Annotated in this window: 27 protein-coding genes, 1 tRNA gene and 4 pseudogenes; 16 read left to right on the top strand and 16 right to left on the bottom strand. The window is 62.8% G+C overall.

Annotation, left to right across the window (positions count from 1 at the left end; all coding sequences use genetic code 11):
* Nucleotides 1-72 precede the first annotated feature (72 nt).
* The 3 genes from ACFDR6_RS34910 to ACFDR6_RS34900 all read right to left on the bottom strand — a co-directional run bounded on the left by ACFDR6_RS34910 (nucleotide 73) and on the right by ACFDR6_RS34900 (nucleotide 1,899).
* The gene (locus tag ACFDR6_RS34910) at nucleotides 73-201 is read right to left on the bottom strand and encodes a hypothetical protein (RefSeq protein ID WP_007600646.1); all 129 of its coding nucleotides are present in this window, start codon (nucleotides 199-201) and stop codon (nucleotides 73-75) included.
* A 79-nt stretch (nucleotides 202-280) separates the two neighbouring features.
* A complete protein-coding gene (locus ACFDR6_RS34905) occupies nucleotides 281-742 on the bottom strand; it encodes a universal stress protein (RefSeq protein ID WP_375861127.1) in 462 nt (153 codons plus the stop codon).
* Nucleotides 743-1,035: 293 nt separating this feature from the next.
* The gene (locus tag ACFDR6_RS34900; RefSeq protein WP_375861126.1) at nucleotides 1,036-1,899 is read right to left on the bottom strand and encodes a class I SAM-dependent methyltransferase; all 864 of its coding nucleotides are present in this window, start codon (nucleotides 1,897-1,899) and stop codon (nucleotides 1,036-1,038) included.
* On the opposite strand from ACFDR6_RS34900, the gene ACFDR6_RS34895 reads away from it, so the two are divergent.
* Nucleotides 1,898-2,233 carry a DUF736 family protein gene (locus tag ACFDR6_RS34895; protein WP_375861125.1) on the top strand — a complete coding sequence of 112 codons (336 nt, stop codon included), beginning with the start codon at nucleotides 1,898-1,900 and terminating at the stop codon, nucleotides 2,231-2,233. The genes ACFDR6_RS34900 and ACFDR6_RS34895 overlap by 2 nt on opposite strands.
* Here ACFDR6_RS34895 and ACFDR6_RS34890 read toward each other — a convergent pair.
* The 3 genes from ACFDR6_RS34890 to ACFDR6_RS34880 all read right to left on the bottom strand — a co-directional run bounded on the left by ACFDR6_RS34890 (nucleotide 2,128) and on the right by ACFDR6_RS34880 (nucleotide 4,114).
* Entirely contained in the window at nucleotides 2,128-2,586 is a 459-nt protein-coding gene (locus tag ACFDR6_RS34890) for a nuclear transport factor 2 family protein (protein WP_375861124.1), read from the bottom strand. The two genes, ACFDR6_RS34895 and ACFDR6_RS34890, sit on opposite strands and share 106 nt — an antisense overlap.
* Nucleotides 2,587-2,725: 139 nt before the next feature.
* Complete coding sequence (locus ACFDR6_RS34885) at nucleotides 2,726-3,199, bottom strand: methyltransferase family protein (protein ID WP_375861123.1); 474 nt, start codon at nucleotides 3,197-3,199, stop codon at nucleotides 2,726-2,728.
* A gap of 21 nt (nucleotides 3,200-3,220) precedes the next feature.
* Entirely contained in the window at nucleotides 3,221-4,114 is an 894-nt protein-coding gene (locus ACFDR6_RS34880) for an NAD(P)/FAD-dependent oxidoreductase (protein ID WP_375861186.1), read from the bottom strand.
* 203 nt (nucleotides 4,115-4,317) lie between these two features.
* On the opposite strand from ACFDR6_RS34880, the gene ACFDR6_RS34875 reads away from it, so the two are divergent.
* Nucleotides 4,318-4,968 (top strand): TetR/AcrR family transcriptional regulator, encoded by a 651-nt coding sequence (locus ACFDR6_RS34875; protein ID WP_375861122.1) that lies wholly within the window; start codon nucleotides 4,318-4,320, stop codon nucleotides 4,966-4,968.
* Nucleotides 4,969-5,006: 38 nt separating this feature from the next.
* Nucleotides 5,007-5,117, top strand: a pseudogene (locus ACFDR6_RS34870) (SAM-dependent methyltransferase); the annotation flags it as partial.
* A gap of 153 nt (nucleotides 5,118-5,270) precedes the next feature.
* Here ACFDR6_RS34870 and ACFDR6_RS34865 read toward each other — a convergent pair.
* Together ACFDR6_RS34865 and ACFDR6_RS34860 are read right to left on the bottom strand one after the other, a co-directional pair.
* Nucleotides 5,271-6,116, bottom strand: coding sequence for an alpha/beta fold hydrolase (locus ACFDR6_RS34865; protein WP_212092725.1), 846 nt, complete (start codon nucleotides 6,114-6,116; stop codon nucleotides 5,271-5,273).
* 157 nt (nucleotides 6,117-6,273) lie between these two features.
* Entirely contained in the window at nucleotides 6,274-7,170 is an 897-nt protein-coding gene (locus ACFDR6_RS34860; RefSeq protein ID WP_375861121.1) for an NAD(P)/FAD-dependent oxidoreductase, read from the bottom strand.
* Nucleotides 7,171-7,284: 114 nt separating this feature from the next.
* On the opposite strand from ACFDR6_RS34860, the gene ACFDR6_RS34855 reads away from it, so the two are divergent.
* Both ACFDR6_RS34855 and ACFDR6_RS34850 read left to right on the top strand, forming a co-directional pair.
* On the top strand, nucleotides 7,285-7,965 hold the full coding sequence (locus ACFDR6_RS34855; RefSeq protein ID WP_375861120.1) for a TetR/AcrR family transcriptional regulator: 681 nt from the start codon (nucleotides 7,285-7,287) through the stop codon (nucleotides 7,963-7,965).
* A 7-nt stretch (nucleotides 7,966-7,972) separates the two neighbouring features.
* Entirely contained in the window at nucleotides 7,973-8,245 is a 273-nt protein-coding gene (locus ACFDR6_RS34850) for a hypothetical protein (RefSeq protein WP_375861119.1), read from the top strand.
* Between the two features lie 55 nt (nucleotides 8,246-8,300).
* Here the strand turns inward: ACFDR6_RS34850 and ACFDR6_RS34845 are convergent, their stop codons facing one another.
* Entirely contained in the window at nucleotides 8,301-9,287 is a 987-nt protein-coding gene (locus ACFDR6_RS34845; RefSeq protein ID WP_249154094.1) for a GlxA family transcriptional regulator, read from the bottom strand.
* A 92-nt stretch (nucleotides 9,288-9,379) separates the two neighbouring features.
* Between ACFDR6_RS34845 and ACFDR6_RS34840 the strand changes: the two genes are divergently transcribed.
* A complete protein-coding gene (locus ACFDR6_RS34840) occupies nucleotides 9,380-10,081 on the top strand; it encodes a DJ-1/PfpI family protein (protein ID WP_212092720.1) in 702 nt (233 codons plus the stop codon).
* Between the two features lie 54 nt (nucleotides 10,082-10,135).
* Nucleotides 10,136-11,356: an ABC transporter substrate-binding protein gene (locus ACFDR6_RS34835; RefSeq protein ID WP_375861118.1), complete on the top strand. Its 1,221-nt coding sequence runs from the start codon at nucleotides 10,136-10,138 to the stop codon at nucleotides 11,354-11,356.
* Between the two features lie 10 nt (nucleotides 11,357-11,366).
* Here the strand turns inward: ACFDR6_RS34835 and ACFDR6_RS34830 are convergent.
* The 4 genes and pseudogenes from ACFDR6_RS34830 to ACFDR6_RS34815 all read right to left on the bottom strand — a co-directional run.
* Nucleotides 11,367-11,489 (bottom strand): annotated as a pseudogene (locus ACFDR6_RS34830) (NAD(P)/FAD-dependent oxidoreductase); the annotation flags it as partial.
* A 70-nt stretch (nucleotides 11,490-11,559) separates the two neighbouring features.
* The gene (locus tag ACFDR6_RS34825) at nucleotides 11,560-11,850 is read right to left on the bottom strand and encodes a putative quinol monooxygenase (RefSeq protein WP_212092718.1); all 291 of its coding nucleotides are present in this window, start codon (nucleotides 11,848-11,850) and stop codon (nucleotides 11,560-11,562) included.
* Between the two features lie 69 nt (nucleotides 11,851-11,919).
* Entirely contained in the window at nucleotides 11,920-12,591 is a 672-nt protein-coding gene (locus tag ACFDR6_RS34820) for a type 1 glutamine amidotransferase domain-containing protein (RefSeq protein WP_375861117.1), read from the bottom strand.
* 102 nt (nucleotides 12,592-12,693) lie between these two features.
* Nucleotides 12,694-13,629, bottom strand: coding sequence for a helix-turn-helix domain-containing protein (locus tag ACFDR6_RS34815; protein WP_375861116.1), 936 nt, complete (start codon nucleotides 13,627-13,629; stop codon nucleotides 12,694-12,696).
* Nucleotides 13,630-13,968: 339 nt separating this feature from the next.
* Between ACFDR6_RS34815 and ACFDR6_RS34810 the strand changes: the two genes are divergently transcribed.
* The 5 genes and pseudogenes from ACFDR6_RS34810 to ACFDR6_RS34790 all read left to right on the top strand — a co-directional run.
* Nucleotides 13,969-14,724: an alpha/beta fold hydrolase gene (locus ACFDR6_RS34810; protein WP_375861115.1), complete on the top strand. Its 756-nt coding sequence runs from the start codon at nucleotides 13,969-13,971 to the stop codon at nucleotides 14,722-14,724.
* 53 nt (nucleotides 14,725-14,777) lie between these two features.
* Nucleotides 14,778-15,791 carry an aldo/keto reductase gene (locus tag ACFDR6_RS34805; protein WP_375861114.1) on the top strand — a complete coding sequence of 338 codons (1,014 nt, stop codon included), beginning with the start codon at nucleotides 14,778-14,780 and terminating at the stop codon, nucleotides 15,789-15,791.
* Between the two features lie 93 nt (nucleotides 15,792-15,884).
* Nucleotides 15,885-16,718 carry a VOC family protein gene (locus ACFDR6_RS34800; RefSeq protein ID WP_375861113.1) on the top strand — a complete coding sequence of 278 codons (834 nt, stop codon included), beginning with the start codon at nucleotides 15,885-15,887 and terminating at the stop codon, nucleotides 16,716-16,718.
* 122 nt (nucleotides 16,719-16,840) lie between these two features.
* Nucleotides 16,841-17,212 carry a putative quinol monooxygenase gene (locus ACFDR6_RS34795; RefSeq protein WP_375861184.1) on the top strand — a complete coding sequence of 124 codons (372 nt, stop codon included), beginning with the start codon at nucleotides 16,841-16,843 and terminating at the stop codon, nucleotides 17,210-17,212.
* A 131-nt stretch (nucleotides 17,213-17,343) separates the two neighbouring features.
* A pseudogene (locus ACFDR6_RS34790) lies at nucleotides 17,344-17,619 on the top strand (winged helix-turn-helix domain-containing protein); the annotation flags it as partial.
* On the opposite strand, the gene ACFDR6_RS34785 reads toward ACFDR6_RS34790, so the two are convergent.
* Nucleotides 17,521-17,892: a hypothetical protein gene (locus ACFDR6_RS34785; protein WP_375861191.1), complete on the bottom strand. Its 372-nt coding sequence runs from the start codon at nucleotides 17,890-17,892 to the stop codon at nucleotides 17,521-17,523. The pseudogene ACFDR6_RS34790 and the gene ACFDR6_RS34785 overlap by 99 nt on opposite strands.
* Before the next feature lie 189 nt (nucleotides 17,893-18,081).
* On the opposite strand from ACFDR6_RS34785, the gene ACFDR6_RS34780 reads away from it, so the two are divergent.
* Nucleotides 18,082-20,265: an ATP-binding protein gene (locus tag ACFDR6_RS34780; protein WP_375861189.1), complete on the top strand. Its 2,184-nt coding sequence runs from the start codon at nucleotides 18,082-18,084 to the stop codon at nucleotides 20,263-20,265.
* A gap of 1,047 nt (nucleotides 20,266-21,312) precedes the next feature.
* Complete coding sequence (locus ACFDR6_RS34775) at nucleotides 21,313-21,576, top strand: DUF3833 family protein (protein WP_375861183.1); 264 nt, start codon at nucleotides 21,313-21,315, stop codon at nucleotides 21,574-21,576.
* An 85-nt stretch (nucleotides 21,577-21,661) separates the two neighbouring features.
* Here the strand turns inward: ACFDR6_RS34775 and ACFDR6_RS34770 are convergent, their stop codons facing one another.
* On the bottom strand, nucleotides 21,662-22,648 hold the full coding sequence (locus ACFDR6_RS34770) for an MBL fold metallo-hydrolase (protein WP_375861112.1): 987 nt from the start codon (nucleotides 22,646-22,648) through the stop codon (nucleotides 21,662-21,664).
* A gap of 24 nt (nucleotides 22,649-22,672) precedes the next feature.
* Here ACFDR6_RS34770 and ACFDR6_RS34765 point away from each other — a divergent pair.
* Nucleotides 22,673-22,879 (top strand): annotated as a pseudogene (locus ACFDR6_RS34765) (helix-turn-helix domain-containing protein); the annotation flags it as partial.
* A 66-nt stretch (nucleotides 22,880-22,945) separates the two neighbouring features.
* Nucleotides 22,946-23,671, top strand: coding sequence for a LysR substrate-binding domain-containing protein (locus tag ACFDR6_RS34760; RefSeq protein WP_375861181.1), 726 nt, complete (start codon nucleotides 22,946-22,948; stop codon nucleotides 23,669-23,671).
* Between the two features lie 314 nt (nucleotides 23,672-23,985).
* On the opposite strand, the gene ACFDR6_RS34755 is transcribed toward ACFDR6_RS34760, so the two are convergent.
* Nucleotides 23,986-24,061, bottom strand: a tRNA-Ile gene (locus ACFDR6_RS34755).
* Nucleotides 24,062-24,394: the final 333 nt, after the last annotated feature.

Raw genomic sequence — 24,394 nt, 5'->3', positions numbered from 1 at the left:
TGCTCCCCGGGGACGATAGCACATTGGTTCGCGTTGTGCCTCCTCCTGGCGAGAGCGGTCATCGGCGCAGCGTCACCGCACCCCCGTGCCTTTGCAGCGCTGGCACTTCACCACCTTGTCGCCCTTCTTGAGCAGGCCTTTGCCCTCGCAATTCTTGCATTTCTGCTTCTTCTTGATGTTCGGGCCTTTTTCACTCGTCATGAAATTCTCCTGCCACCGGACGGCGGTCTCGTGCGGGTGCTCGGCGGAACAGCCGGGCGGTGCGAATTAAGCCCTACACTCATGCAGGCTTCGGCACCACCAGCACCGGCACGCTTCCGTCCACCAGGACCTCGGATGTCTGGCTGCCCAGAAACAGCTTCCTCAGGCCGCGACGCCCATGAGAGGCCATGACGATCAGGTCGCATCCCCGGGACTTTGCCGTTTCGATGATTGCCGTCGCCGGGTGCGCATTCGGTACATGCAGAAGTTCTGCGGGCGTGCCGATCTGCTCCGACATCGCGCGCGCTTCATCGAGCACCTTGCCCGCACGGGCCTTGCAGGCTGCGTCGAAGCTGTCGATCTCGTCCTTCGTCGGGATCCATCCCGAGGCGTGTCCGCTGCCATAGTCGACCGGCAGCGCTTCCGTCACGGTGATGATCGTCAGCCTGGCGTTCAAGGCCTTCGCCAAGGCGATGCCATGTTCGACGCCTTTTCTCGCAACGTCCGATCCATCCGTGCTCAAGAGAATGTTGGCGTACATGCGGGCGGCTCCCTTGCTCGTCGAACAAAGTGATGCCTGGGGAGTATGGGCTGGTGCAGGCCGTGGGTCCATGCGCTTGTGCTGGGCTCGGTCTGGCTGTCAGAAGATCGAAAGGCTGCCGTTACGGTAGGATTGCATTTGATTCATTAGCGCCAAACGCTCGAAAGCGATCGAAGCTGTCGGGTGCGCTGGACTGCAACCTCTCCAGTGAGACCCGATAGTTGCAGTGCCAGTGCTGGACTGCACCAATCCGGCACTGGCACCGCAATTTGCGTCTCCCCTGCTAATCGATATCAGCTTGCCGGATTGCGCGCCGTGACGATCCACGTCGCGCTGTTCATCATCAGCGACCGCTCGCCTGGGCGGTCCGCGAAGGCGGCGCGAACCGCGGCCGAGGCGCGGGCACGGATGTTGTCGGGCTGATCAGCGAGCGCGCGCGACAGCGGGCCGACCTCCAATGTCATCTTCACCGCGTCGTCGATCGCCGCGTCCCGCGTCGCGCCCTCGCCAAACGAAACGGAAGCATCGAAGGGCGCGATAGCGATATCGGTGAAGCCGGCCCCCGTCAGGATCCGGCCCACCCGCCCCGGGTCGCCGAACGAGAATGGGCCGGGCGCTTCGGGATCGGGAGGCGCCGTCAGCGGGACGATGCCCTTGATCGCGCCCATCGGCAGGCGCATCCAATCGTTCTCGGCCGTGCCGCGCCAGCAGACGAATGCGAGCCGGCCGCCCGGTTTGAGCGCGCGGCGCATATGCGCGAACGCCCCTGTTGGATTGTCGAAGAACATCACTCCGAAACGCGAGAACAGCAGGTCGAACGCGCCCTCGGGCAACTCGGCGTTGCTGGCGTCGGCCACCCGGAACAGGACCTGCGTATCCCGTGGCGCACGGGCGCGCGCTCGGCTGATCAGCGGTTCGGAGATATCCACGCCCAGCACTTGGCCCCCCGCGCCGACGCGGTCGGCCAGAGCCAGACTCGACGCGCCCGCGCCGCAGCCGACGTCCAGCACGCGCTCGCCCGCCGCGGGCGCGGCGGCTTCGATCGCGGCCTGGCCGAACACCGCCAGCCTGGCATCGAGCCGGGCCTCGTGGACGACCCAGCGCTCCCCGCTTTGGCCCTTCCAGTCGATGACCTGATCCGCATTTCGCTCTGCCATGACCTATCCTTGTTCTGGTTCGCTCTTGACGAAGCTGTCCGATGCCAAAGTGCGCATCGTCTCCAGCGATCCCGCCTCCACCAGTGATAAGGCGCCAGACCTGCGTGTGATCGTCTCCTGCGTCGAGATCGGTGCCGCCTGGCGCCGGACTTCGAAGGACAACTGCGTCCGCGGCAACCGGAGAAGCGTGTCTGTGCGCCGATGGCGGCATCACACGAATGATCGGCGTCAGCTCACGATTGGTCCAGCCGCAGCTTCATCCAAACCGGCACGAGCTTGGATAGCGAGGCCTCGTTCTGCAGCCTGCGAATCGAAGTATTCCTCAATCGAATGAACCTTGCCCCATCGCAACGTGAAGACGTGGACGCCCCTGTTCACATACGAGCTTTGGCCGTCGAGTAGCCTCGCATTCGCCCGCCACTTGACGAACACCGTGGTATTCCATGGCCACCCCGTCACCTCGACCTGCTCGATATTTATGTGAAGCTTCGGGAAGACACGGCCCATGCGCTCGAACCACTGCTTCACCGATGGCTTTCCATGTCGCTCACCCCCCAACGCATGATCTCCGGCAACCCAGTGATACGCGTTTGGTGTCAGGCCCTTTGCAGCATCATCCCAACGCTGGTTGTTGACATGATCGAAGCTCCTGCGGATCTCTTTTTCGACAATGAGACTGTAGACCATTGATGCACCCTGTTGTTGGATAGCCGACGGCTCTGCACGGATGGATACTTTCCAAATACTGAAAGCTGCTCCGGGTAACGACGCGATCTGTCGGGAAGCTGGCTGACGGGCGGCCACGCAGACGGCAGCGGCGCAACAGTCAGAGCCATCGGCGAACCTCGGCCTTGTAGCGGCGGTAGTCGTCGCCAAACTTCGCTTCGAGATAGCGCTCCTCGCGGGCGATCACTTGCGACTGGATCGCGATCAGCACCAACGGGAGCAAGGCGAAGGCGACTGGCCCGTCGAAGCTGATCGCAAGGCCGGCATAGATAAGCGCCATGCCGAGATACATGGGATTGCGGGTCCACCGATAGGGACCGGTCGTTGCGATGAGGGTCGTCGGCTGGGACGGCGGAACGTTGGTGCCGAGCCGCCAGAACAGCCCCGCCGCCGCAAGCATCATTGCCCCGCCGGCAACGAACAGCAGCGCGCCCGCCGCGACCAGCAACCGCCAGTCGATGCCGAAGGAGCGAAGGGGGACGAACCGCTCGGCCGCCAGCCCCAACAGCAGCGCTCCCAGATAGATGAAGGGCGGAGGGAAGCGCACACCCGCGCTGTCTCGTTCGACGGCCATGCTCATCCTGCATCTGTGCTCTCAAACCACCATCGACTGCTGGGCGAAGATGCCCGCCATCGCGCCCTGCGATGATGCCTGGGTGACCGAGGGCAAGAAGGGCGTGGTGAGGTCGCCGGCGGCGTAGATGCCGGGCATGCTGGTTTGGCGGCGCTCGTCGACCTTGAGGGCGATGCCGACGGGCGTATCCACCGTGGCGAGGCCCAGTGATTCATGCAGGGTTGCGGACGGCTTGTTGCGCGGATGCGCGAACAGGATGTCGACTGCGACATTGCGGCCGGTATCGAGATTGACGGTGGCGATACGGCCCTTGTGATGGGCGATCTCGGTGATCCGGCCGTCGACGACAGGTATGTTGCGGCGCGCCAGGTCGGCCCGGATATCGGGCGGAATATCGTGACCATTGGCGAAGAGCGTCAACTTGTCGGTCCAGTCGAGGAACAGGCTGGCTTGATTTTGCGACTGCGGGCCGGACCAGACGAGGCCCCAATGCTGGCCGGCGACTTCAAAGCCGTCGCAATAGGGGCAGGGCACGATGGACGTGCCCCAGCTTTCGGCAAAGCCCGGAACATCAGGCATCTGGTCGGCGATGCCATAGCTCAGCATCACACGACGCGCCCGAAGGCTTTCGCCATCGGACGTGAGAACCTTGAAATCGTCGAGGGCGCCCGAGACGCTGTCGGCCCGGGCACTGACCAGCTTGATCGCGGGATAACGCGCCAGCTGCCGCCGCGCCTCGGCCAGGATGTCCAGCGGCGGCTTGTGATCGTGGCCGAGCAGTCCATGCGAGTGGCCGGCGAAGCGATTGCGCGGCAGGCCGGTATCGAGAACGGTGACCTTGCGGCGGGCGCGGCCGAGCTGCAGGGCGCCGGCGAGACCGGCAAAGCTGCCGCCGATGATGATGACGTCATCCATGGTGCTGGGCTCCGTGTTGGGGATGGAGGGGGACGCGTTGGGCTTGGCGGTGGCCTGAGCGCGCGCGAGGCCGATGGTGGAAAGCGCAGCCAACTTCAGTAGGGCTCGTCGTTGCATGGAAAGTCACCGTGGGCTTGCACATTTTAGATACTCTATAGTATCGTAATCTAAGAATTAGAATACTGTCAAGTACTGGAATTGTCGTGACCGAAAAAATCCGGGGCCGGCGCGGCCGGCCCGCCAACGAGGCGCTTGGCCAAACGATCATCGACGCCGCGCGCGAACTCTTTGTGGAGTTGGGTTTTCAGGCGACGACCTTGGACAAGCTCACCCAACGGGCGAAGATATCCAAGCTCAGCATCTACAGGCGTTTCGAGAACAAGGAGGCGCTGTTCAGCGCGGCCATCGCGGCCGGCTGCCATCAGTTGTTTGCACCACAGATCCTTCTTGAAGGCGTCGACGGTCCGGTCGAAGATCAGCTCATGGCGGTGGGATCATTACTGCTTCGCACGCCGTTGAGACCGGACGTCCGCAGTGTCGAAGCCATGGTCATGGCCGACAAGACGAGTCAAAAGTCGTTAAGCAAGCTCCATTTCGAAGCCGGCCCCGCCCATGTCATCGCCCAGATCGAGGCCATGTTGCGTCAGTTGCACGTAAAGGCGGTTCTGAACGTGCCCGATCCTCTCCGGTCCGCCCGCCTGTTCGCCGCGCTTTTCAAAGGATCCGATCTCCTGATGATCGCACGCTTCGATCAGGCGAAAGCAGAGGACGACAACGAAATCGAATCCTATTGCCGGACGGCCGTCGCCATGTTCATCGCCGCGCACAGCGGCAACGACTATGCGGGCGGATAGTCTAGTTAAGAACGGATCAGAACAAGGATATCGCATGGGTGTTCGGCCAGGCCGCGATCGAAGCCGCAGCACCCGCGGCGGGCGAGCGCGTGCTGGACGTCGGCTGCGGCGCGGGCGCGTCGAACCCGGTTCTGGCCGCCGGCGTCGGCGCGGCGTGGATCGTCACGGCGCGCAATCCGGCAAGCTGACAGGGATTAACAGGGGAGACGCCCCATCTCGATGGCTCGGCGTCGGCCGTGGCGTGATCAGCCCCGCTCGCGACGTTGTCGACGGTCCTGACTTCGGCCTGGACGAGCGATCCTCTACTCGACCCATGCCGCGATCCGATCCGCAATCGCCTCCGGTGCCTCGATGTGCAGGAAGTGACCGACGTTGGGGACGACCTCCACCGCGCGCCGGGCGGCGAACCGATGTCGGTCATCGACTTGCGCAGGGAGGATGCAGCCGTCGTTGGCACCGTGAAGCTGCAACATGGGCACCGTGATCGGCCGAGACATACGGCGCGTCGCCCCAAGCATGCCAGGCCGCAGCATCGCTCGGTAGTACTTCAGAGGCGCGGGCATGCTCGCCCGCAGGTGCTCGTGTAGCTCCGCCTTGAGAGCAGGATCGAGCGAGAAGCCGGGCGACCACTGATGCCAGAGACGGTCGATGAAGGCGAGATCGCGGGCGGTGGCGATCCAGCCGCTTCCCGGCAGTTGAAAGAGCCCCATGTAAGAACTCCGGCGCAGCTGAGCGGGGTCCATCAGCCGGCTCATGAAGGTGAGTGGGTGCGGGATTGCGAGCGTGACGGCGCGTTCGATCCGCTCCGGCGCGGTGACGCAGGCATCATATGTGATCAGGGCGCCCCAGTCGTGGCCAACCAGCTCCACGGCTCGCCCCGGAGACCAGCGGTCGATCAGCGCGAGCACGTCGCCGGTGAGGGCTGCGAAGTCGAACGGTCCCGCCGTCGGGGACGGCGCGTAACCGCGAAGCCAGGGTGCGACGACGTGACGTCCACGGCGGCCGAGTTCGGCAAGGAAGGGCTTCGCGGTCGGCGGATGGTCCGGGAAGCCGTGCAAGACGATCGTCGGTTGGCCATCGGGATCACCACCCTGCAACGCGTGAAAGGTGCCGTGTGGCAGGTCGAAGGTGACGTGTTCGAACTCCATGTGTGGGGCTTCTCCAACAGCGGTCGGACGATGCAGATGCTGGCTTCGGTGTTTCTGGTTTTGGACAGGTGCATCTCCTCAGGCGCCGGGTGAACTGTGGGGTCAGCCGGCCAGTCGGTTTTCGATGACACCGGTCCGGAAAATGGAATCGGCTCTCTCAAACCACCATCGACTGCTGGACGAAGATGCCCGCCATCGCGCCGTGCGATGATGCCAGGGTGACCGATGGCGGCGTGATGGGGTTGGCGAGGTCGCCGGCGGCGTAGATGCCGGGCATGCTGGTTTCGCGGCGCTCGTCGACCTTCAGGATGATGCCGAGGGGTGTTTTGACCGTGGCGAGGCCCAGTGATTCATGCAGGCTTGCGGACGGCTTGTTGCGCGGATGCGCGAACAGGATGTCGACCGCGACATCGGGGCCCTTATCGAGCTTGACGGTGGCGTTATGGGCCCCGCGTTGGGCGATCCCAGTGATCCGGCCATCGACGACGGGTATGTTGCGTCGCGCCAGGTCGGCCCGGATATCGGGCGGAATATCGTGGCCATCGGCGAAGAGCGTCAACTTGTCGGTCCAATCGCGGAACAGCCTGACCTGATTGTGCGACTGCGGGCCGGACCAGACGAGGCCCCAATGCTGGCCGGCGACTTCAAAGCCGTCGCAATAGGGGCAGGGAACGATGGACGTGCCCCAGCCTTCGGCAAAGCCCGGAACATCAGGCATCTGGTCGGTGATGCCATAGCTCAGGATCAGACGGCGCGCCCCAAAGCTTTCGCCATCGGACGTGAGGACGGAGAAATTGTCGATGGCGCCGGAGATGCTATCGGCCCGGGCGCTGATCAGCCTGATCGTGGGATAGCGCGCCAGCTGCCGCCTCGCCTCGGCCAGGATGTCCAGCGGCGGCTTGTGATCGAGGCCGAGCAGGCCGTGGGAGTGGCCGGCGAAGCGGTTGCGCGGCAGGCCGGTATCGAGAACAGTGACCTTGCGGCGGGCGCGGCCGAGCTGCAGGGCGCCGGCGAGACCGGCAAAGCTGCCGCCGATGATGATGACGTCATCCATGGTGCTGGGCTCCGTTGGGGGACAGGTTGAAACCTGCCCACTGGCTTGCATATTTCAGATACTATATGGTATCTTAATAGAGGAATTAGAATACTGTCAAGTACTGGAATTGTCGTGACCGAAAACAGACAGGGCCGGCGCGGCCGGCCCGCCAACGAGGCGCTTGGTCAAACGATCATCGACGCCGCGCGCGAACTCTTTGTGGAATTGGGTTTTCAGGCGACGACCTTGGACAAGGTCGCCCAGCGAGCGAAGATATCCAAGCTCAGCATCTACAGGCACTTCGAGAACAAGGAGGCACTGTTCGGCGCGGCCATGGCGGCCGGCTGCCAGCAATTGTTTGCACCACAGCCCCTTCTTGAAGGCGAGGGCGGTTCGGTCGAAGATCAGCTCATGGCGGTGGGATCATTGCTGCTTCGCACGCTGTTGAGATCAGACGTCCGCGGTGTCGAAGCCATGGTCATGGCCGACAAGACGAGTCAAAACGCGTTAAGCAAGCTCCATTTCGAAGCCGGCGCCGCCCATGTCATCGCCGAAATCGAGGCCCTGTTGCGTCAGTTGCACGCGAAGAGGCTTCTGAACGTGCCCGATCCTCTCCGGTCCGCCCGCTTGTTTGCCGCGCTTTTCAAAGGATCCGATCTCCTGATGATCGCACGCTTCGATCAGGCGAGAGCAGAGGACGACAACGAAATCGAATCCTATTGCCGGTCGGCCGTCGCCATGTTCATCGCCGGGCACGGCGGCAACCGCGCGGGCGGAGATTTGCCTGCCCCAAAGTCAAAAAACAAAACTTGAATCGCGCGTGACCGATGTCGTCGGAATAACCGAGGCCAGTTTGAAATCATGGAGGCTGAAGAGCTTTCGCTTGGCGACAAGATCGCGGAAAGGCAATGGAAAGTCGTTCAAGCTGAACTTCGATGATTGGTTCTACGCGATCGAGAACCACGCCTCCATTCCGTTCGCAACGGCGCATGTTGCTTGCAGGAGGATTCAAGCTCTCGGAATTGCGGACGGTGCAAAAAGCTCATCATTGAGCGAAGTGCTAATCCTCGGCAGCGCTTTTCAGGTCGTTTGAGGTGCGAAACACCTCGTGTCGAGCGAGTTCAGCTCCGCCCCGGTAACCTGCGTTCTTACTGCCGCTGCCCCAGAGAGAAACGGACGCGATAGTCCTGCGGCAGCACATTCAGGCGGCGGCGAAAAGCACGCCGCAGATGCTCCTCGCTTTGAAACCCCGCGCGGGCGGCGATTTCCTTGATGCTTGATGCGGACTCTTCCAACGCCCGGCGTGCGGCCTCGACACGCAGCTCTTCCACCGCCTTGCCGGGCGTGCGGCCGGTCTTCTGCCGGAAAACGCGCGCGAAGGTGCGGGGGCTCATGCCCGCTCGTTCGGCCAGGCTCTCGACCCGCAGATCGCGGCCGAGATTGTCCTGCATCCATGTCGCGATATTCTCGAACGCCCTGTCTTCGGATGACTGCAGCGACAGCGGCACGCTGAACTGGGCCTGGCCGCCGGGCCGTTTCAGAAACACGACCATGCGCCGTGCGATGCGCATGGCCTCGCGGTGTCCGAGATCGTCTTCCAGCAGCGTGAGCGCGAGATCGATGCCTGCCGTCACGCCGGCGGACGTCCACACTCCGCGGTCGTGGACAAAGACAGGGTCGACCATGACCGAGATGTCCGGATGTTGGGCGCGCAACAGGTCGCAGGAGCTCCAATGGGTGACCGCGCTTCGTCCGTGAAGCAGGCCGGCCGCGGCCAGGACGAACGTGCCGGTGCAAACAGAGCAGACTCGCCGGACGTTCGGCGCGGCTGATCGAAACCAGTCGACCAATCCGGCCTCGGCAGCGGCGCGATGGACGCCGGGGCCGCCACCCACGATGAGGGTGTCGATATCCTTGCGGGCACAGTCCGAGAGCGCAGTCGTCATCACCTCCAGGCCGGACGAGGTTTTGACCGGGCCGCCCTTCACCGAGCAGATCTGCCAGACATAGGGCGCGCGCTCCGCCTCCGATGTTTCGCAGGCGAGCTCAAAGGCTTGCAGCGGCCCGGCGAAGTCGAGCAGCAGGCAATCCTCGAACAGGACGAAGACGACGCGGCGAGCGGCAGAACGAGCCATCAGCAGGCCTTGGCAGGAATTGCGTGTGTTCTGACATTTCGGCAAACCGGCCGGCCTGTCAACATGCGTTCGTTCAAAGAGGAGAGCGATGCATGTCCGGCAAGCGGATCGAGATCGGAATTCTGTACTATCCCGGGATGACTCAACTGGATGTCACCGGGCCTTTCGAAGTCTTCGCCCGTCTGCCGAACGTCCGGGTGCATCTGCTGTGGAAGCGCATAGAGCCGGTCGTTAGCGACGTTGGCTTGCCGCTCTTGCCGACCACGACGTTCGCCGACTGCCCGGATCTCGACGTGTTCTGCATCGGCGGCGGCCCGGGGCAGGTCGACACCATGGACGATGATGAGGTGATCGCCTTCGTTCGCGACAAGGGTGGATCGGCGCGCTACATCACTTCGGTCTGCGCCGGCTGCCTGATCCTCGGCGCCGCAGGGCTCGTCGACGGCTACAAGTCGGCCTGCCATTGGTTGATGAGCGATCAGCTTGCCGCCTTCGGCGCGATTGCGGTCGATGAACGCGTCGTAGTCGACCGCAACCGCATTTCCGGCGGCGGCGTCACAGCGGGAATCGATTTCGGTTTTCAGGTCGCTGCTGAGCTCTGCGGCGAAGATGTCGCGAAGAAGCTCCAGCTGATGCTCGAGTACCAGCCGCAGCCGCCGTTCGATATCACGGTGCAGAATGCGCCACCCGAACTGATTGCGCGTATGCGCGCAGACGCCGAGCCCTGGCTTCGCAAGCGCGCGGCAGCAGTCCAGAAGGCGGTTACAAAACTCAAATCAAGAGCGGCTGCTTAAGCTCGCGCGTCAACGGGAGGAAGGCCCCAACGCCATCATTGGAAAGGTACTCGCATGAACTGCCGCGTCGCTACACTTCTGATTTTTGGGGCCTTCATCGGATCGTGCGTCCCCGCCACAGCGGGCGAAATTTCCGGCGGCGTCGTCCGGATCGGCATCATCAATGACCAGACCGGACCGCTGTCCGACCTGTCGGGACCGGGCTCCGTCACAGCCGCCAGGATGGCGGCAGACGATTTCCAGAAGATGGTCCCGTCGATCAAGGTCGAAATCGTGGCCGCGGACCACCAGAACAAGCCGGATATCGGCGTCGGCATCGCCCGGAAATGGTTCGACGTCGACGGCGTCGACATGATTGCCGACGTGTCGAACTCGGCGGTCGGACTGGCGATCCAGTCGCTGGCCCGCGACAAGAACAGGATTGCTGTCTATGCGGCGGTGGCGACGACCGAGCTTGCGGGCAAGCAATGCGCGCGCACCGGGCTGGCCTGGCTCCACGATTCCTACAATCTGGTATCGGGACCGATCCGCACGCTGGTCTCGCAGGGCTACGACACCTGGTACTTCATCGCCGCCGATTACGCCTTCGGCAAGAACATGGTGTCGGAATCGCAGCGCGTGCTGGCACAGGCAGGCGGCAAGCCGCTGGGCGCCGTGTATCACCCGATCGGAAACGCCGATTACAGCTCGTTCATCCTGCAGGCGAAGGCGTCCGGAGCCAAGGTCATCGCCTTCGCCAATGCCGGCGAGCAGCTCGTGACCCTGATGAAGCAGTGGAATGAATTCGGCATGAATACGGGGAGCCAGAAGCCGGTGGCTCAACTGATGTTCATCAGCGACGTCCATGCCATGGGTCCGCAGATTGCCAAGGGCCTGACGACGCTCACGGCGTGGTACTGGGCCTTGAACGACGAGACCCGGGCCTTCGGCGCACGCTTCTACAAGCTCCGCGGCACGATGCCCACGGCGCCGCAGGCCGCGGTGTATTCCGGCGTAAGCCACTATCTGAAAGCCGTGGCCAACGTCGGCAGCGATGCAACCGATCCGGTGCTGGAAAGGATGCGCTCGACTCCCGTCGACGATTTCTACGCCCGCGGAGCGACGGTGCGCGACGACGGAAAGCTCGTGCACGACTTCTACCTCGTCCAGGTGAAGGAGCCTTCCGATGTCAAGTCGAACTGGGAATATTACAACGTGCTCGAAAAAGTCTCGAGCGGCGACGTCTATGCGCCGCTGGCCGACAGCGAATGCCCGCTGGTGAAGCGGGGGCACTGAGAGTGTGGCGACCATCGGCGAAGAGCGTCAACTTGTCGGTCCAATCGCGGAACAGCCTGACCTGATTGTGCGACTGCGGGCCGGACGAGACGAAGCCGCAATGCTGGCCGGCGACTTCAAAGCCGCCGGGATACTGTCAAGCACCGAGGTCAAAAGATATAATTTGAATCGCGCGTGACACGGGCCAATGTCGCTGACGCCGATCATTTCACGTCTACGGCTTCCGCGATGACTGCCGTACGTTCGGCCAGTTCGGGAACCCTGGACAGGTAGGCCTGGTAATGTTGCGAGGCGCGATGTGCTTCGACCGCAGTCACATCTCGGTACAGCTCATCGATGACGTAGCGATGATCGTTCGAATTGTCGCGCCATACGTCCCAACGCAGATTACCGGGCTCTGCCCTGCAATGCGGCGCGAGACCGACCAGAAATTCGCTGAGCTCAACGCTCTTGCCCGGGTGAGCAACCAGAATGGCAGTGATCTTCGACGGCATCGCGATCGACCAAACCTTTTCAGCGTGACTGCTGGCTTGACTTCAGCCAGCGATGCTAGCCTGCCTGTTTTACAGATCTCTCAGTGCTGCCAGCAGCTCTTTTGCCATGGGCCCAGCTGAGGCCGGATTCTGTCCAGTGATGAGGCGTCCATCGACGACGACGTGCGGTTGCCAGTTTGCTGCGGACGTATACCCGGCGCCCTCCGCCCGCAGGGCATCTTCCAGTTCGTAGGGAACGTCTTCGCGCGCGTAATCATACTCTTCCTTCTTCGAGAACGAAGTCAGCTTCTTGCCCTGCACGAACGGCTTGCCATCGCCAAGGTCCACCCCGAGAAACGCGCACGGACCATGACAAACGGCAGACACAAGCTTGCCCGTACTCCAGGCGCGCACGACTGCATTCTGAACGATAGGGTTACGCTGGATATCGACCATCGGCCCCAGACCGCCGGGCACGAGAATGGCATCAAAATCGGCGGCATCCACCTCTGCAAGTTTGCGGCTGCGATTGAGGCGGCGAAAAGCCTTGCTTTCAAGGAAGGCCTTTTCCGCGGAATCTTTCTCGTCGTAAGCATCATACGGCGTCCATCCACCTCTTAAGGAAGCGAACTCAACGGCGATGCCCGCCTTGTCAAGAACATCGAACGGATGGGCGACTTCAGCGAAGAAGAAGCCCGTCTTGCGATTCTTCGGACCGATCACCGCTGCGTTGCTGACGATAAACAGAACATGTTGTGTCATGATGCGTTTCCTGGAGAAGTCCATAAAGGACGGTGCGCTAAATCTGTCGTTGCCAGAACAATACCCGGGCAGCCAAGAGCCGCATTTCCGATTCCTGCGGAATCATGCGCAATCCCTGCGGAGCGCCGTATCGGAACGATCGCTCTTCACGTCGGCCTGACCGCAGCACAATTCGCGATACTGCCCCGGCGTGAGACTGGCGGCCTTGCGGAACACACGCGTGAAGTTGGCCTGCGAGCCGAAACCGAACTCCAGGGCAATTTCGACCAAGGACAGGCGGTCGCACGCAAGTTCGTGCCGCGCCGCCTGCACGCGGCGATCAGTCACGTAACGGTGCGGCGATAGTCCGGTCGCCTCGCGAAACAGCCGCGAAAAATGATAGGGGCTGAGACAGGCCTGAGCCGCCAGGTCCTCGAGTCTGATTTCGTCTCCCAGAGAAGCCTCGATATAGTCCTGTACGCGCTGCAGGCGCCGTGGGTCGAGTGACGGCGACCTGTCGGGCGCGCGCCAACGATCGATCGTATAATTGCCCAGCAGATGCGCCGCGAGCGCTACTTGGATTCCCTCCACGAACAGCGCGTCAGTCGGTTTGCGCGGACGGTGAAGCAGATCCCGAAGCGGCGAGCAGATGTGGAAGAGCACCTGGTCCGTCAGACCGTGGGCGTAGGCGATCTCGATCTTTGCCGGATCGATATTGAAGTCCGCAAGCGCGCTCTGGTCCAGCAGCGCCGGCGGGAGGTAGAGATGAAGACACTCCATCCGGTCCGAAAGCTCGAGATGGCTCTCCTGCGTCCCCACCGGAACGAGGTAGCTCATGCCCGGCCGGGCGAAGCTCTTCTGGACTGTGCCGTTGCCGGCGCGGCACACCATGCCGCCGCCCGACAGCAGCATGACGAGCTCGGTGCAGATGGGAACGGGCGTTGCCTGGCGCCCTGCCTCGAACTTGCGATGCTCGATGCTCAGCCCCGGCCAGTCGTTGGCCTCCGCGAGCTTCTCGCTGTTCTTGTACTTCTGATCTCCATGCGTCACGAGCGCCATCACGACCTCCGCTTCGTTGCGGCGAATCCCGGTCCCGTATCGCGATCGAGCGATCATTCCATCCGGTGATGAGTTGCAGCCCCGGCCGCTGCCACGCCGATCGCGAATTTCTCACAAGCGGCGATCGCGAAGTCCAGAGGCGGCGCGGTTAAAAGAGGTAAAAGCCAGGTAAAGCAAGGGCTTGGAGCGCGGCGCGCGCGGCTTTGAAAAGCCGGTCTCGCCGCGGTTGAGCAAGATGCGTCGGTCATCGCGCAGGAATCGGAAATACCGCAGTGCTTGCGAGCGCTAGGGAAGCATCCATCAACGGCGATGCCGCCGTCTCGAAGATCGGAGCCTGGTATGAAGATGCTCGTCCCTGCGCTTGCCGCAATGTCGATCACAATGGCCCTTCCCGCGATCGCGGCCGAGAAGACCGTATCCGTCGTCCTCGTACATGGCGCCTTCGTCGATGGCTCGGGCTGGAAGGACACCTACGACGTCCTCGCGAATGCCGGCTATGAAGTGCTCGTCGTCCAGCAGCCGACGATCTCGCTTCGCGACGATGTCGCCGAGACCGAGCGCGTGATCGCCAAGGCGCGGCATCCCGTCGTTCTCGTCGGCCATTCCTATGGTGGAATGGTCATCACGGAGGCCGGCGACAATCCGAAGGTTCGCAGCCTGGTCTATCTCGCGGCGTTTGCGCCCGATGCCGGAGAGTCGGTCAGCACGCTGGCGGAAGCGCCGGTGCCCGCCGGCGAGCACAAGGCTCCGCTGGTCGCCGAGGGCAACTATCTCCTCGTCGACCGCGATAAATTCCCTGCCTCTTTCGCAGCCGACGTCGACATCGCGACGACCCGCTTCATGGGTGCCGCGCAATTGCCGTGGGGACTGCAGGCGGTGCAGACCAAGGTCGACCGCGTGGCCTGGAAGACGAAGCCGACCTATTACATGGTCACGAGCGAGGATCACATGATCCCGCCGACCGCGCAGCGCACCATGGCCAAGCGCTCGGGCGCGAAAGTGACGGAGATGAAAAGCAGCCACGCGGTGATGCTGTCGCATCCCCGCGAGGTCGCGGCGTTCATCAGAAGTGCGGACACATCCGCGACCGACTGAGACCGGCCGGACGGCGTTCGGATCGGTTCAGCAGCCATACAAGGACTCGCAACGTGGGCCTCAAGGATATTCTGCCGGGAAGACTGGGTTTCGGCGCGGCGCCGCTCGGCAACATGTTTCGCGACATCCCGGAGCAGGAAGCGCTCGCGACCGTGAATGCGGCATGGGACGACGGCATCCGCTATTTCGACACCGCGCCCTTCTATGGCGCGGGTCTTGCCGAGATCCGCATGGGCGCCGCGCTCGGAGGCCGGCCGCGAAGCGATTATGTCGTCAGCACCAAGGTCGGAAGATTGATCCTGGACGAGATCGAGGATATCGGCGCCCGCGACCTCGGCGAGAAGGGGGCCGTGTTCAAATACGGGCGTTCGAACAGGATCGTGAACGACTATTCCCGGGACGCGACGCTGCGTTCGATCGAGGACAGTCTGAAGCGGCTCGCTACGTCCCACATCGACATCGTCTTCGTGCATGACGTGGCGCAGGATTTTTACGGCGACGAGTGGCTTTCGGTCTTCGAAAGCGCGCGCACGGGCGCGTTCAAGGCGCTCGACCGGCTGCGCGACGAAGGTGTGATCAAGGCGTGGGGCCTCGGCGTCAACCGGGTCGAGCCGATCGAGCTGCTGCTCGCGCTCGAAGAGCCGCGCCCTGACGGCTTCCTGCTCGCGGGCCGCTACACGCTGCTCGACCATGCAAGGGCGCTGCAGCGGGTGATGCCCATGGTCGCCGAGCACGAGCTCGCGATCGTCGTCGGCGGCCCCTACAGTTCTGGCGCGCTCGTCGGCGGTCCGAACTTCGAATATGCCCCGGCGCCGGCGGAAATCCTCAACAAGGTGGCGCGGATCAAGGCGATCGCCGGCCGCTACGGCATCAGCATGAAGGCGGCAGGCCTGCAGTTCGCGCTGGCAAACCCGGTGGTGGCTGCCGTCATTCCCGGAGCGAGCCGTCCTGGGCGCATCGCCGAGGATCGCGCGGCGTTCGAGGAGGCCATCCCGGCGGACTTCTGGCGCGAGCTCCGCTCCGAGGGGCTGGTCAGCCCCGCAGCTCCGCTTCCCGCCGCTGATTGAAAGCTCGAGGGCGGCACGTCACCTCGGCCAGGCGCTGCTCCGGCCGGCAGCAGAAGGCAGACCAATCCACCGAACGACCAAGGAGAGAGCAACATGACAGATGAAACCGACAACCCCACCGACATGGGTCGCCGCGCCTTGCTTCAGACCGCCGGCGCCGCCGTCGTCACGGGCCTCGTCACCGGCACGGCAATCGACGCACGGGCCGCGGCACAGGAGGCCGAGCGCGACGAGGCGCCGCTCGGCGCGCGGCTCCAGGGAGTCCAGCATTTCGGGCTGACGGTCCAGAACATGGAACGGGCGTACCAGTTCTACACGGAGGTTCTTGGCGGCACCGAGGTGTTCCGGCACGGCGACTTCCAGGGCGACGGGGTGCAGAACACGCTGCTGGCCGACCAGGAGATTGAGGCGAACGCACGCGGGGTCAATCCGCGAACCATTGGCGTGCCCGACTTGCGAAGCGGGGCACAGCGGCTCGATGTCCGCTTCATCCAGTTCGACAACATGGTGCTGGAACTGCTGCAATATCGCGAGGCTGATCAGCCCATCGGCAGCGCGAAGAGCTTCGCCGAACCGGTGGAGCACATGAGCCCTGCTTTCCCGCGCATGATGCACATCTGCTTCTATGTTCGCGACGATGTCGACTTCAACAAGTTCATTGCCGATCTCGAAGCGGAATCGGCGCGCCGCGGCATGACGCAGGTGAGAGCGAACCGCACCATCCGCGTCATGACGGAGGCGGATCGCAAGGCCGCGCCCCGCAACACCAACACGAACCGGGTGACCGCCGAACCATCGAACGGCTGGGAGCTGATCTACTGCAAGGGACCAGAGGGCGAGCAACTCGAATTCGTCAAGGCGCTCGGTCCGGTCAAGAAGCGCTTCAGCGAGGCCTTGGCAAAACGGCAACAGAAGATCGTGCGCTAGACGCTCGTGCGGCGGGCGGCTGTCGGCGCCCCCGCTGGTCACCGGCGATACAATCACCTGTCAAGGACTTCACGATGCAAACTCTCGTCCGCAACTCGCTCGCCGCCCTGCTGATCGCCTCTATGCTGCCAGCAACGCTTCCGGCTGTGGCTCAGGAAGCGCCGCGCGTGCACTATCAGGAAATCCCGGAGGGTGCATATTCCGTGGTGGCCCAGGTGCGTGCCAAGCCTGGAAAGGAAGACATGCTGCGCGCCGCCACCTTGCCGCTGATCGACCTGGTCCGCAGCGATCCCAAGAACTTGATCTATTTCCTTCAGGAAGACCGCGCCAAGCCCGGACACTTCATCTTCTACGAAGTGTTCGCCAGCCAGGCCGATTTCGATGCACACAATGCAATGCCTTATGTGAAGGAGTGGTTCGCCAAGCTTCCGGAACTTGCCGATGGCGGCGTCGAAGTCATGCGCATGGCCATTCTCGGCAAGCCCAAAAAATAGCCGAACCGTCCCCGCGCGCGTTTGGTCGCATTGCCCTGCGGCAAATCGTACGAACTCAGAAGGGTTCTCTTCAATAATATTGCAGTGCATGATAATACCGGTCGATCGGTTCGATCGATTGGCAATGATCAATGCGGGCTGCCACGGAGGCACGACAACGGGGCACAGGCCGGCGGGAGCTCACCTACTGCTTCGGCCCATTTCGACTGATACCCCGCCGCCAATTGCTCCTTCTCGACGGGCGTCCCGTCAAACTGGGCGGACGCGCGTTCGAGCTCTTGCGGCTGCTGGTGGAGCGCCGTGGCGAGCTAGTCACCAAGAACGAGCTGATGGCGGCAGCCTGGCCGGGCACGTTCCTCCACGACAGCAATCTTAAGGTCAATATGTGGAGCTTGCGGCGCTCGCTGGGAGACACCCAGATGGAGCCCATCTACATCGCGACCGTGGCGCGGCGCGGGTACAAATTCATCGCCGATGTCCAGGCCGGCATCGGCGAGATCGAGGAGGAGCCTACGCTGGCCGATCCGCTCCCCCATTCCCACCCGCCATTGCCGCGCGGCATCGTCGGACGCGAAGCCGACATCGTCGAAATCGCCGATCTGCTCGCTGAGGACAGGCACGTGACCCTGGCCGGCGCAGGAGGGATCGGGAAGACGACCGTGGCGGTGGCCGTCGCCCAAGGGTTTGCATCAAGGTATCGCGACGGCATCTGCTTCGTCGATCTCGCTACGATCTCAGATCCTACTCTGTTCGGCGCGGCGCTGGTGACGGCACTCGGTATCAGGGGCAATACGGACATTGGTCTGGCTGCTGTCCTCGACTATCTGAGGCCGCGGCAGATGCTGCTCATCCTCGACAATTGCGAGCATGTGCTGCCCGCCGCCACGATCTTCGCCAGCAAGTTCACGACGGACACATCGCCGTCCCGGCTGCTTGCGACGAGTCGCGAGCCGCTCGGCAACACCTCCGAGCATGTCGTGCGGCTTGGCGCTCTCGCTTCTCCGAGATCTGGGCTGGGGCTGTCGGTTGATCAGGCTGTCAGGTTCCCGGCGGTGGAGTTGTTCGTCCGCCGCGCCGCCGAATGGTCTGACTACGAGTTTGTCGACGATGATTGCCAAGCCATCGCCGCGGTCTGCCACTCGTTGGACGGACTCCCACTCGCCATCGAATTGGCTGCGGCTCAGATCGGCAGGTTCACGCCGCGGGAGCTGTTGGTCATTCTCGATCAGAAGCTCGGCTTTAGCGCCACCGGGACCGACGACGCGCCGCCGCGCCATGAGACCCTGATGGCGACGATTGAGTGGAGCTTCCGGCTGCTGTCGCAGAGGGAAGCCAGGCTTTTCGCGCTGCTGTCCGTATTCAGTGACGGATTCGAGGCCGAGGATGCGGTCTTCGTCGCGGAAGCGTCCGGGCTCACGCCAGTCGACGTCGTGACCGGACTCGGCAGCCTCGTCGCCAAATCACTGTTGAGCGCGCAGGCCCGGGGGGCGAGCCTGTGCTACCGGCTGCTCGACAGCACACGCCGCTATGCCGCCGAGCGGCGTCAGGGCGATCCGGCGTGCGGCCGGGCGCCGCGCCGTCATGCAGAGCGCATGCTTGCGCTGTTCGAGCAGTCCGAGGAAGAGTGGAACTGGCGCGAGCCGGCCGATTGGACCGAGCGCTACCTCGGCCGCATAGCCGATCTGAGAACCGCGCTGTCATGGTCGTTCGGCGAGCAGGGCGATGCGATCCTCGGCATCAGACTTGCGGTTGCGGCGATCCCCCTGTGGTCGGAAACCTTCATCTTGTCGGAGGCGCAGGCGCGGCTGGAGAGCGCGCTCGCTTTGGCCAAGAGCGTCGCCTGCGACGATCTGTCGAAAGCAAAGCTCGCCTGTGCGCTCGGATGGAGCCTCTTCTACGCCCGCAAGATTTCGAATGAGAACGAGGTCACCTGGCTTGATGCGATCGCCTTCGCAAGACGCGCCGACAGCATCGAGTATAAGCAGCGGGCGCTGGTGGGTTTTGCGTTCTATCTGCTGCAGATCGGCGAAGTCGCGCGCGCCATCACCTATCTTGAGGAGGCCACCTCGCTGGCCGACCGGGCGCGCGATTCGACGGCGACATCCGAAGCCGACAGGGCCCTGGCATGGGCCCGCGCCTTTGCAGGCGAATTGAGCAAGAGCCGCCCGGTTCTCGATCGGCTCGCGGCAACCCGTTCGCTGGCCGAGGGCCGCTCGCGCAAGGATGCGAACGAGGTCTACCGCTTCGTCACCGTGCGCTTCAACCTGCCCTTCGTCGCGTGGATGCAGGGGCAAGCCGACTACGCCACCAGACTGGCGCGCGAGGCCGTTGAGGCTGCGGACCGCGGGGGCCATTGGGTGTCGCAATCGAATGCATTTGGGCTCGCCGCACTGCCTATCTCGCTCGAAACCGGCGATCTTGGCGCGCTTGAGATCTTCACAGAACGGCTGCGTCGCAATCTCGAACGCGAGCGCATCTCGCGCTGGGTTGCGGTCGAGCGCTATTTCTCCGCCTGCCTGCGCGACTTGCGCGGCGATCCGCACGCGCTGCAGGATATCCGAGCCGCGATTGACGAACTGATCGAATGCCGTTTCCTGATGCGGATCGGCAGCTATCTGGGTTTCCTCGCAAGCGCATATCTGCGGCAAGGGCGGATCGCGCCAGCGCGCGACGCCATCAGGCGAGCCATCGACTATCAGGAACGACAGGGCGAGCGCTGGTGCCGCTCGGAACTCCTGCGGGTCAATGCATCGATCCTTCTCCATGCCGGCGAAACAGTCCGCGCCGAGAAGCTGCTACAACAGGCGCTGGCTGAAGCTCGCGCCATCGGCGCGTTGACCTTCGCGCTTCGGATCGCCACCGACCTCGCCACTCATTGGGCGGCGACGGACCGCGAGATGAAGGCGGTTCGATTGCTCGCTCCGATTTTCGATGAATTCACCGAAGGGTTCGGTACGCAAGACCTTGTTCGTGCGTCCCGACTGTTGACCCAGCTGGAGGACGGGACAAGTGGCGTGAAAACTCCCAAGAAAATGACCCCGAAATGGCGTTGATGCAATTGGCAAGCTATCCTTGCGCAGAGCCAGACGAAGCCCCAATGCTGGCCGGCGACTTCAAAGCCGTCGGGATACTGTCGGAATTGTCGCGACCAAAAACGGCGAGGGCCGGCGCGGCAGCGCAGGACGCCTTGCGATCGATTTCGTCACGCGGGCGGATCACCGCGAAATCGCGGAGATCCGCAAGCGGTTAGCGCGGCTCGGAATAGGTGGGACCAATCTCGCCGCGCTCGAAGGGCGCCAAGTCGGCGGCGAGGGGTGTTAACCACCCCATCCCTCGTACGGATTATGACCTGGTTCTGGTAATCATATTCGATATCGCATGGAGTCTGCACTCAGCAGCCGATGCTGGAGCGACTTTGGCGAATGTGTCCGATGTGACGCGACTTCAGACACGCGGGGATGCGGGTGTGCGTCACGCAAGCGTGAGCATACCGATTTGCCATTCGCGCAGCTGTGATTTTTCACAGCGTGTTTTTCCCGAGCGCATACCCACCTAATGTTCATCCAAGAAACTCGAAGGAAACGCGCTCAACAGAGCAGCCGATTCGAACCAGCGCGAATGCTCCGCACAACAACAACAGCCGTTAGGAGCATGACCATGACTGGATTCAGGACCTTTGTTATTGCATCGATTATGTCGATTGGCGCGATAAGCTCTGCAAGCGCCCAGTGCCCATTGTGGGCGACTCAAGATCCAGATTCGTTTCAGGCGCAATATCCCGATCGGGATGTGTTGAATGACTGCGAACTGACGCCAGCAGGCAGAATGGGCCTGGAACGCCCTGGCGGCGCGGCTCCCTTGTTTGGACTCAACAGGGCTTATGAGACAACGCCTGGCGTTGCCCAGCACCACGGCTTTCACCACCGATCACCGTGAGTATCTGAAATGGATCCGGATGGTCGGATCCCGGCGGAGAAACCGTAGTGCGCAGACGGGCTTCTGAAGCGCGCGACGATCACTGCTCATGGCGAGCTGGACGCGGACACCGACACGGTCGCGCTGACCGAAACCTACACTTTCGACGACGGTCATAGCGCACGCTGCGCTGGACCGTTCACAAGCTAGGTGAAGGTCAGTACACCGGCCATGAAAACCGCCTGGAAGGCGAAGCAGCCGGCGAGCAGGCCGGTTGTGCCTTCCATTGGAAGTACACGCGCGACACGCCTCAAGGCGATGGCAAGTCGTTCAAGCTGAACTTCGATGACTGGTTCTATGCGATCGATGACCGCGCCTGCATCGTGCGCGGCAGCGCATGTGACTTATCGGAAGCTATAAGGTTTGGGCGGGCACGAGCTCAAGCGTGACCAGGGATTCGTCATCGCGCCTGGGGCTTCTGCATCGTAGCGCCAACGCGGGAATCGATTCTAAAGCAAGCCGGTTTGCTTCGATTCAGCCGTCGAACCGCCAGTTCGCCGTCACCCAGCGATAGCCGCCGTCCGTTTTCCTGATATTGCCGAGGCCCGGAAACGGAAAATGAAACCCAAGCACCGGGATGCGCTCCGTCGCGGCGCGGTCGAACAAGCGCCTGCGCGACTGCAAGGCGGAGTCAGGATCGAGATCGGGGCCGGGCCGCCAGGCATTGTCGATGTTGAGCAGGGGGCTATAGGCGGCATCGGACGTGATTAGCAATTGCTGCGTGCCAGAATGCACCAGGATTGCCGACATGCCCGGCGTGTGGCCGCCGGCGGCGATCGTCGTTATGCCGGGCAACAATTCGCTGCCCGGCCGGTACAGCACGGCAGACTTGGCGACCGGCGCCACGCTGCGCTTGATATTGGCGATGAAGGCACGCCGGAAGTCTTCCGGCATGGGCAGCCGCGAGAGGTCCGGCTCATTACGGATAAAGAACGCAAAATCTTCTTCGGGAATATAGACTGCCGCCTTCGGAAAAGCGCTCGATCCGTCGGAGCGGCTGAGATTGCCGACGTGATCGGGATGGGTATGCGTGATCACGATGGCGTCGACGTGTTCGGGCTGCACGCCGATCGCCGCAAGATTGCGGAACAGATGTCCGCCATCGGGGCCGAGTGTTTGCGCTGCACCCGCTTCGATCAGGATTCTCCTGTCACCGTTTTCCAGCAGAAGCGTGTTCAGGTTGAGCCTGAAGGTGTCGATCGGCAGGAACGCATCGCTCAACGTCCTGCCGAGTTCGTCCGCCTGCGCGGTAGAGGCGTAGATGCGCGGATTGCCGCTCAGCGTGCCGTCGCTGACGACGGTTGCCTTGATATCGCCAATCCGAAAACTGTAGTGGCCGGAATTTGCCTTGGCAGACAGCGTTTGCGCGATCGCTGCCGGCATGCCCAGCAGCGGCGTCATCGCTCCGGCCGTGCTGCCAGCAAGCAGGAGGCGACGACTGAAGTTGAGATCTGATGGCATGACGGCCTCTCCGGCATAGCGGCGATGGAAGGCTGTGTACGTCGATCTGGCGTCATCCACAAATATCATGATAGAATTTGCGTTATGCGTTCGATGGATTTGGCGAGAGTCGACCTCAATCTCCTGGTGGTGTTGCATGCGCTGCTCGAGACCGGCAGCGTCACGCGCGCCGCTGAGCGTCTCGGCAGCAGTCAACCGGCGATCAGCCGTGCGCTGGCAAAGCTGCGGCGCCTGTTCGGGGACCGACTGATGGTGAAGGCGGCAAGCGGCATGATGCCGACGCTCCGCGCCGAGGCCATGCGCGAGCCACTGGCGAATCTGCTCGGCAGTGTCGAGACATTTCTCCACAAGCCGAAATTCGATCCTTCCGCCACCGACCGCATCTTCCGCATCGCGACGACCGATTATGGAGCGCTCGCGATCCTCCCCAATGTCGCCGCCCGCTTTGCGCGCGAGGCCCCCGGTGCGGCGATCGAGGTCGTCAGCTTCTCGCGTGATGTATTCCGTATGCTCGCAGACGGTCAGGTCGACTTCGTGCTGTATGCCGATAATCCGGTATCCGGCTCGTTTCGGGCGCGCGAGTTGTTCCGCGAAAGTTTCGTGACGCTGATCCGGCAAGGGCATCCTTTGCTCAAGGAGGTGCGCGGGGCGAAGGACGTGCTGCCGATCAAGCTATTCACGGCCTGGCCGCACATCGTGGTCAGCATTTTCGGCGGGCAGGGCGGGCCGATCGATACCGCATTGGCCGCGCGCGGCTACAAGCGGCACGTCGCGCTGCGTGTTCCATATTTCGCAACGGCCGCGGTGATCACGGCAGCGTCGGATTACCTGGTGACCATGCCCTCGCGGGCGGCCCGGCAGCTTGCGCCGCGGCTCGGCCTCGTGATGCTGAAGCCGCCGGCGCAGGTGACGCCCTACGGCTATCGCTTGCTCTGGCACGAACGAAGTCACGACGATCCTGGCGCGGTCTGGCTGCGCCGGCTCATGATCGATTGTGTCAAATCGGGGGGCGATGGGGTTTAAACAGACGCATAAATCTCAGACCCGGCTTTCTGTCGCAATAACGGATACCTCAGTCCGCATCGAAGGCCATGCCCTCCTGCGACTGTCACGCGCGAGGCGCAACGTGCGGTCCATAGCTGCCCCCGTCGTGGAAATGATGTCCAACGTAATATCTCAGCGGACGCGCCGAGGCGTCCCTTCGAGAGGAGTGGATTATTCACCGGATCTTAGAAGGTGTCGCTGGGCATAGAAACCGGCTAGTCTAGATATTCGCGGTGCCGAGGCCAGCCCGGTTGGCACGAGTCTTAAACTTTGATGGCGTCCAACGTTTGCCTTGGTGGGCCCGGCAGGACTCGAACCTGCAACCAGACCGTTATGAGCGGCCGGCTCTAACCATTGAGCTACAGGCCCCGCCGCGAGGCGGTCGCAGATGTGCGGCCGGCAACGGTGCGCGGTTCGTTTACAGGGACGGAGGCGGGGGTGCAATGCCGGCTCCGGCGGACGGGAACGCCCGGGCGGCACCGCCGGTCATTTTCAAATAACCGAAATCGGCGATGATCCCTGTATGCCACTGTTTTGCCCGACGACGCAAACCGCCCCGCGAACGGAGCTTTTTCCTGTCCGCTAACCCCTTGAAATCATTGGATCCGTCTACTGTGCATGGGGTTGTTTTGCGACTTTTTACGAGAGAAGGGCCTTCCGGGCCCCTCCGATGCGTTGTCGACGTGTCGCAAGCTCGCTGCA

It is taken from the genome of Bradyrhizobium tunisiense, assembly GCF_042263385.1.
In the GTDB taxonomy this organism is placed as follows: Bacteria; Pseudomonadota; Alphaproteobacteria; order Rhizobiales; family Xanthobacteraceae; genus Bradyrhizobium; species Bradyrhizobium tunisiense.
The sequence above is the reverse complement of the archived record's forward strand: the minus strand, read 5'-3'. Positions and strand labels throughout refer to the sequence as shown.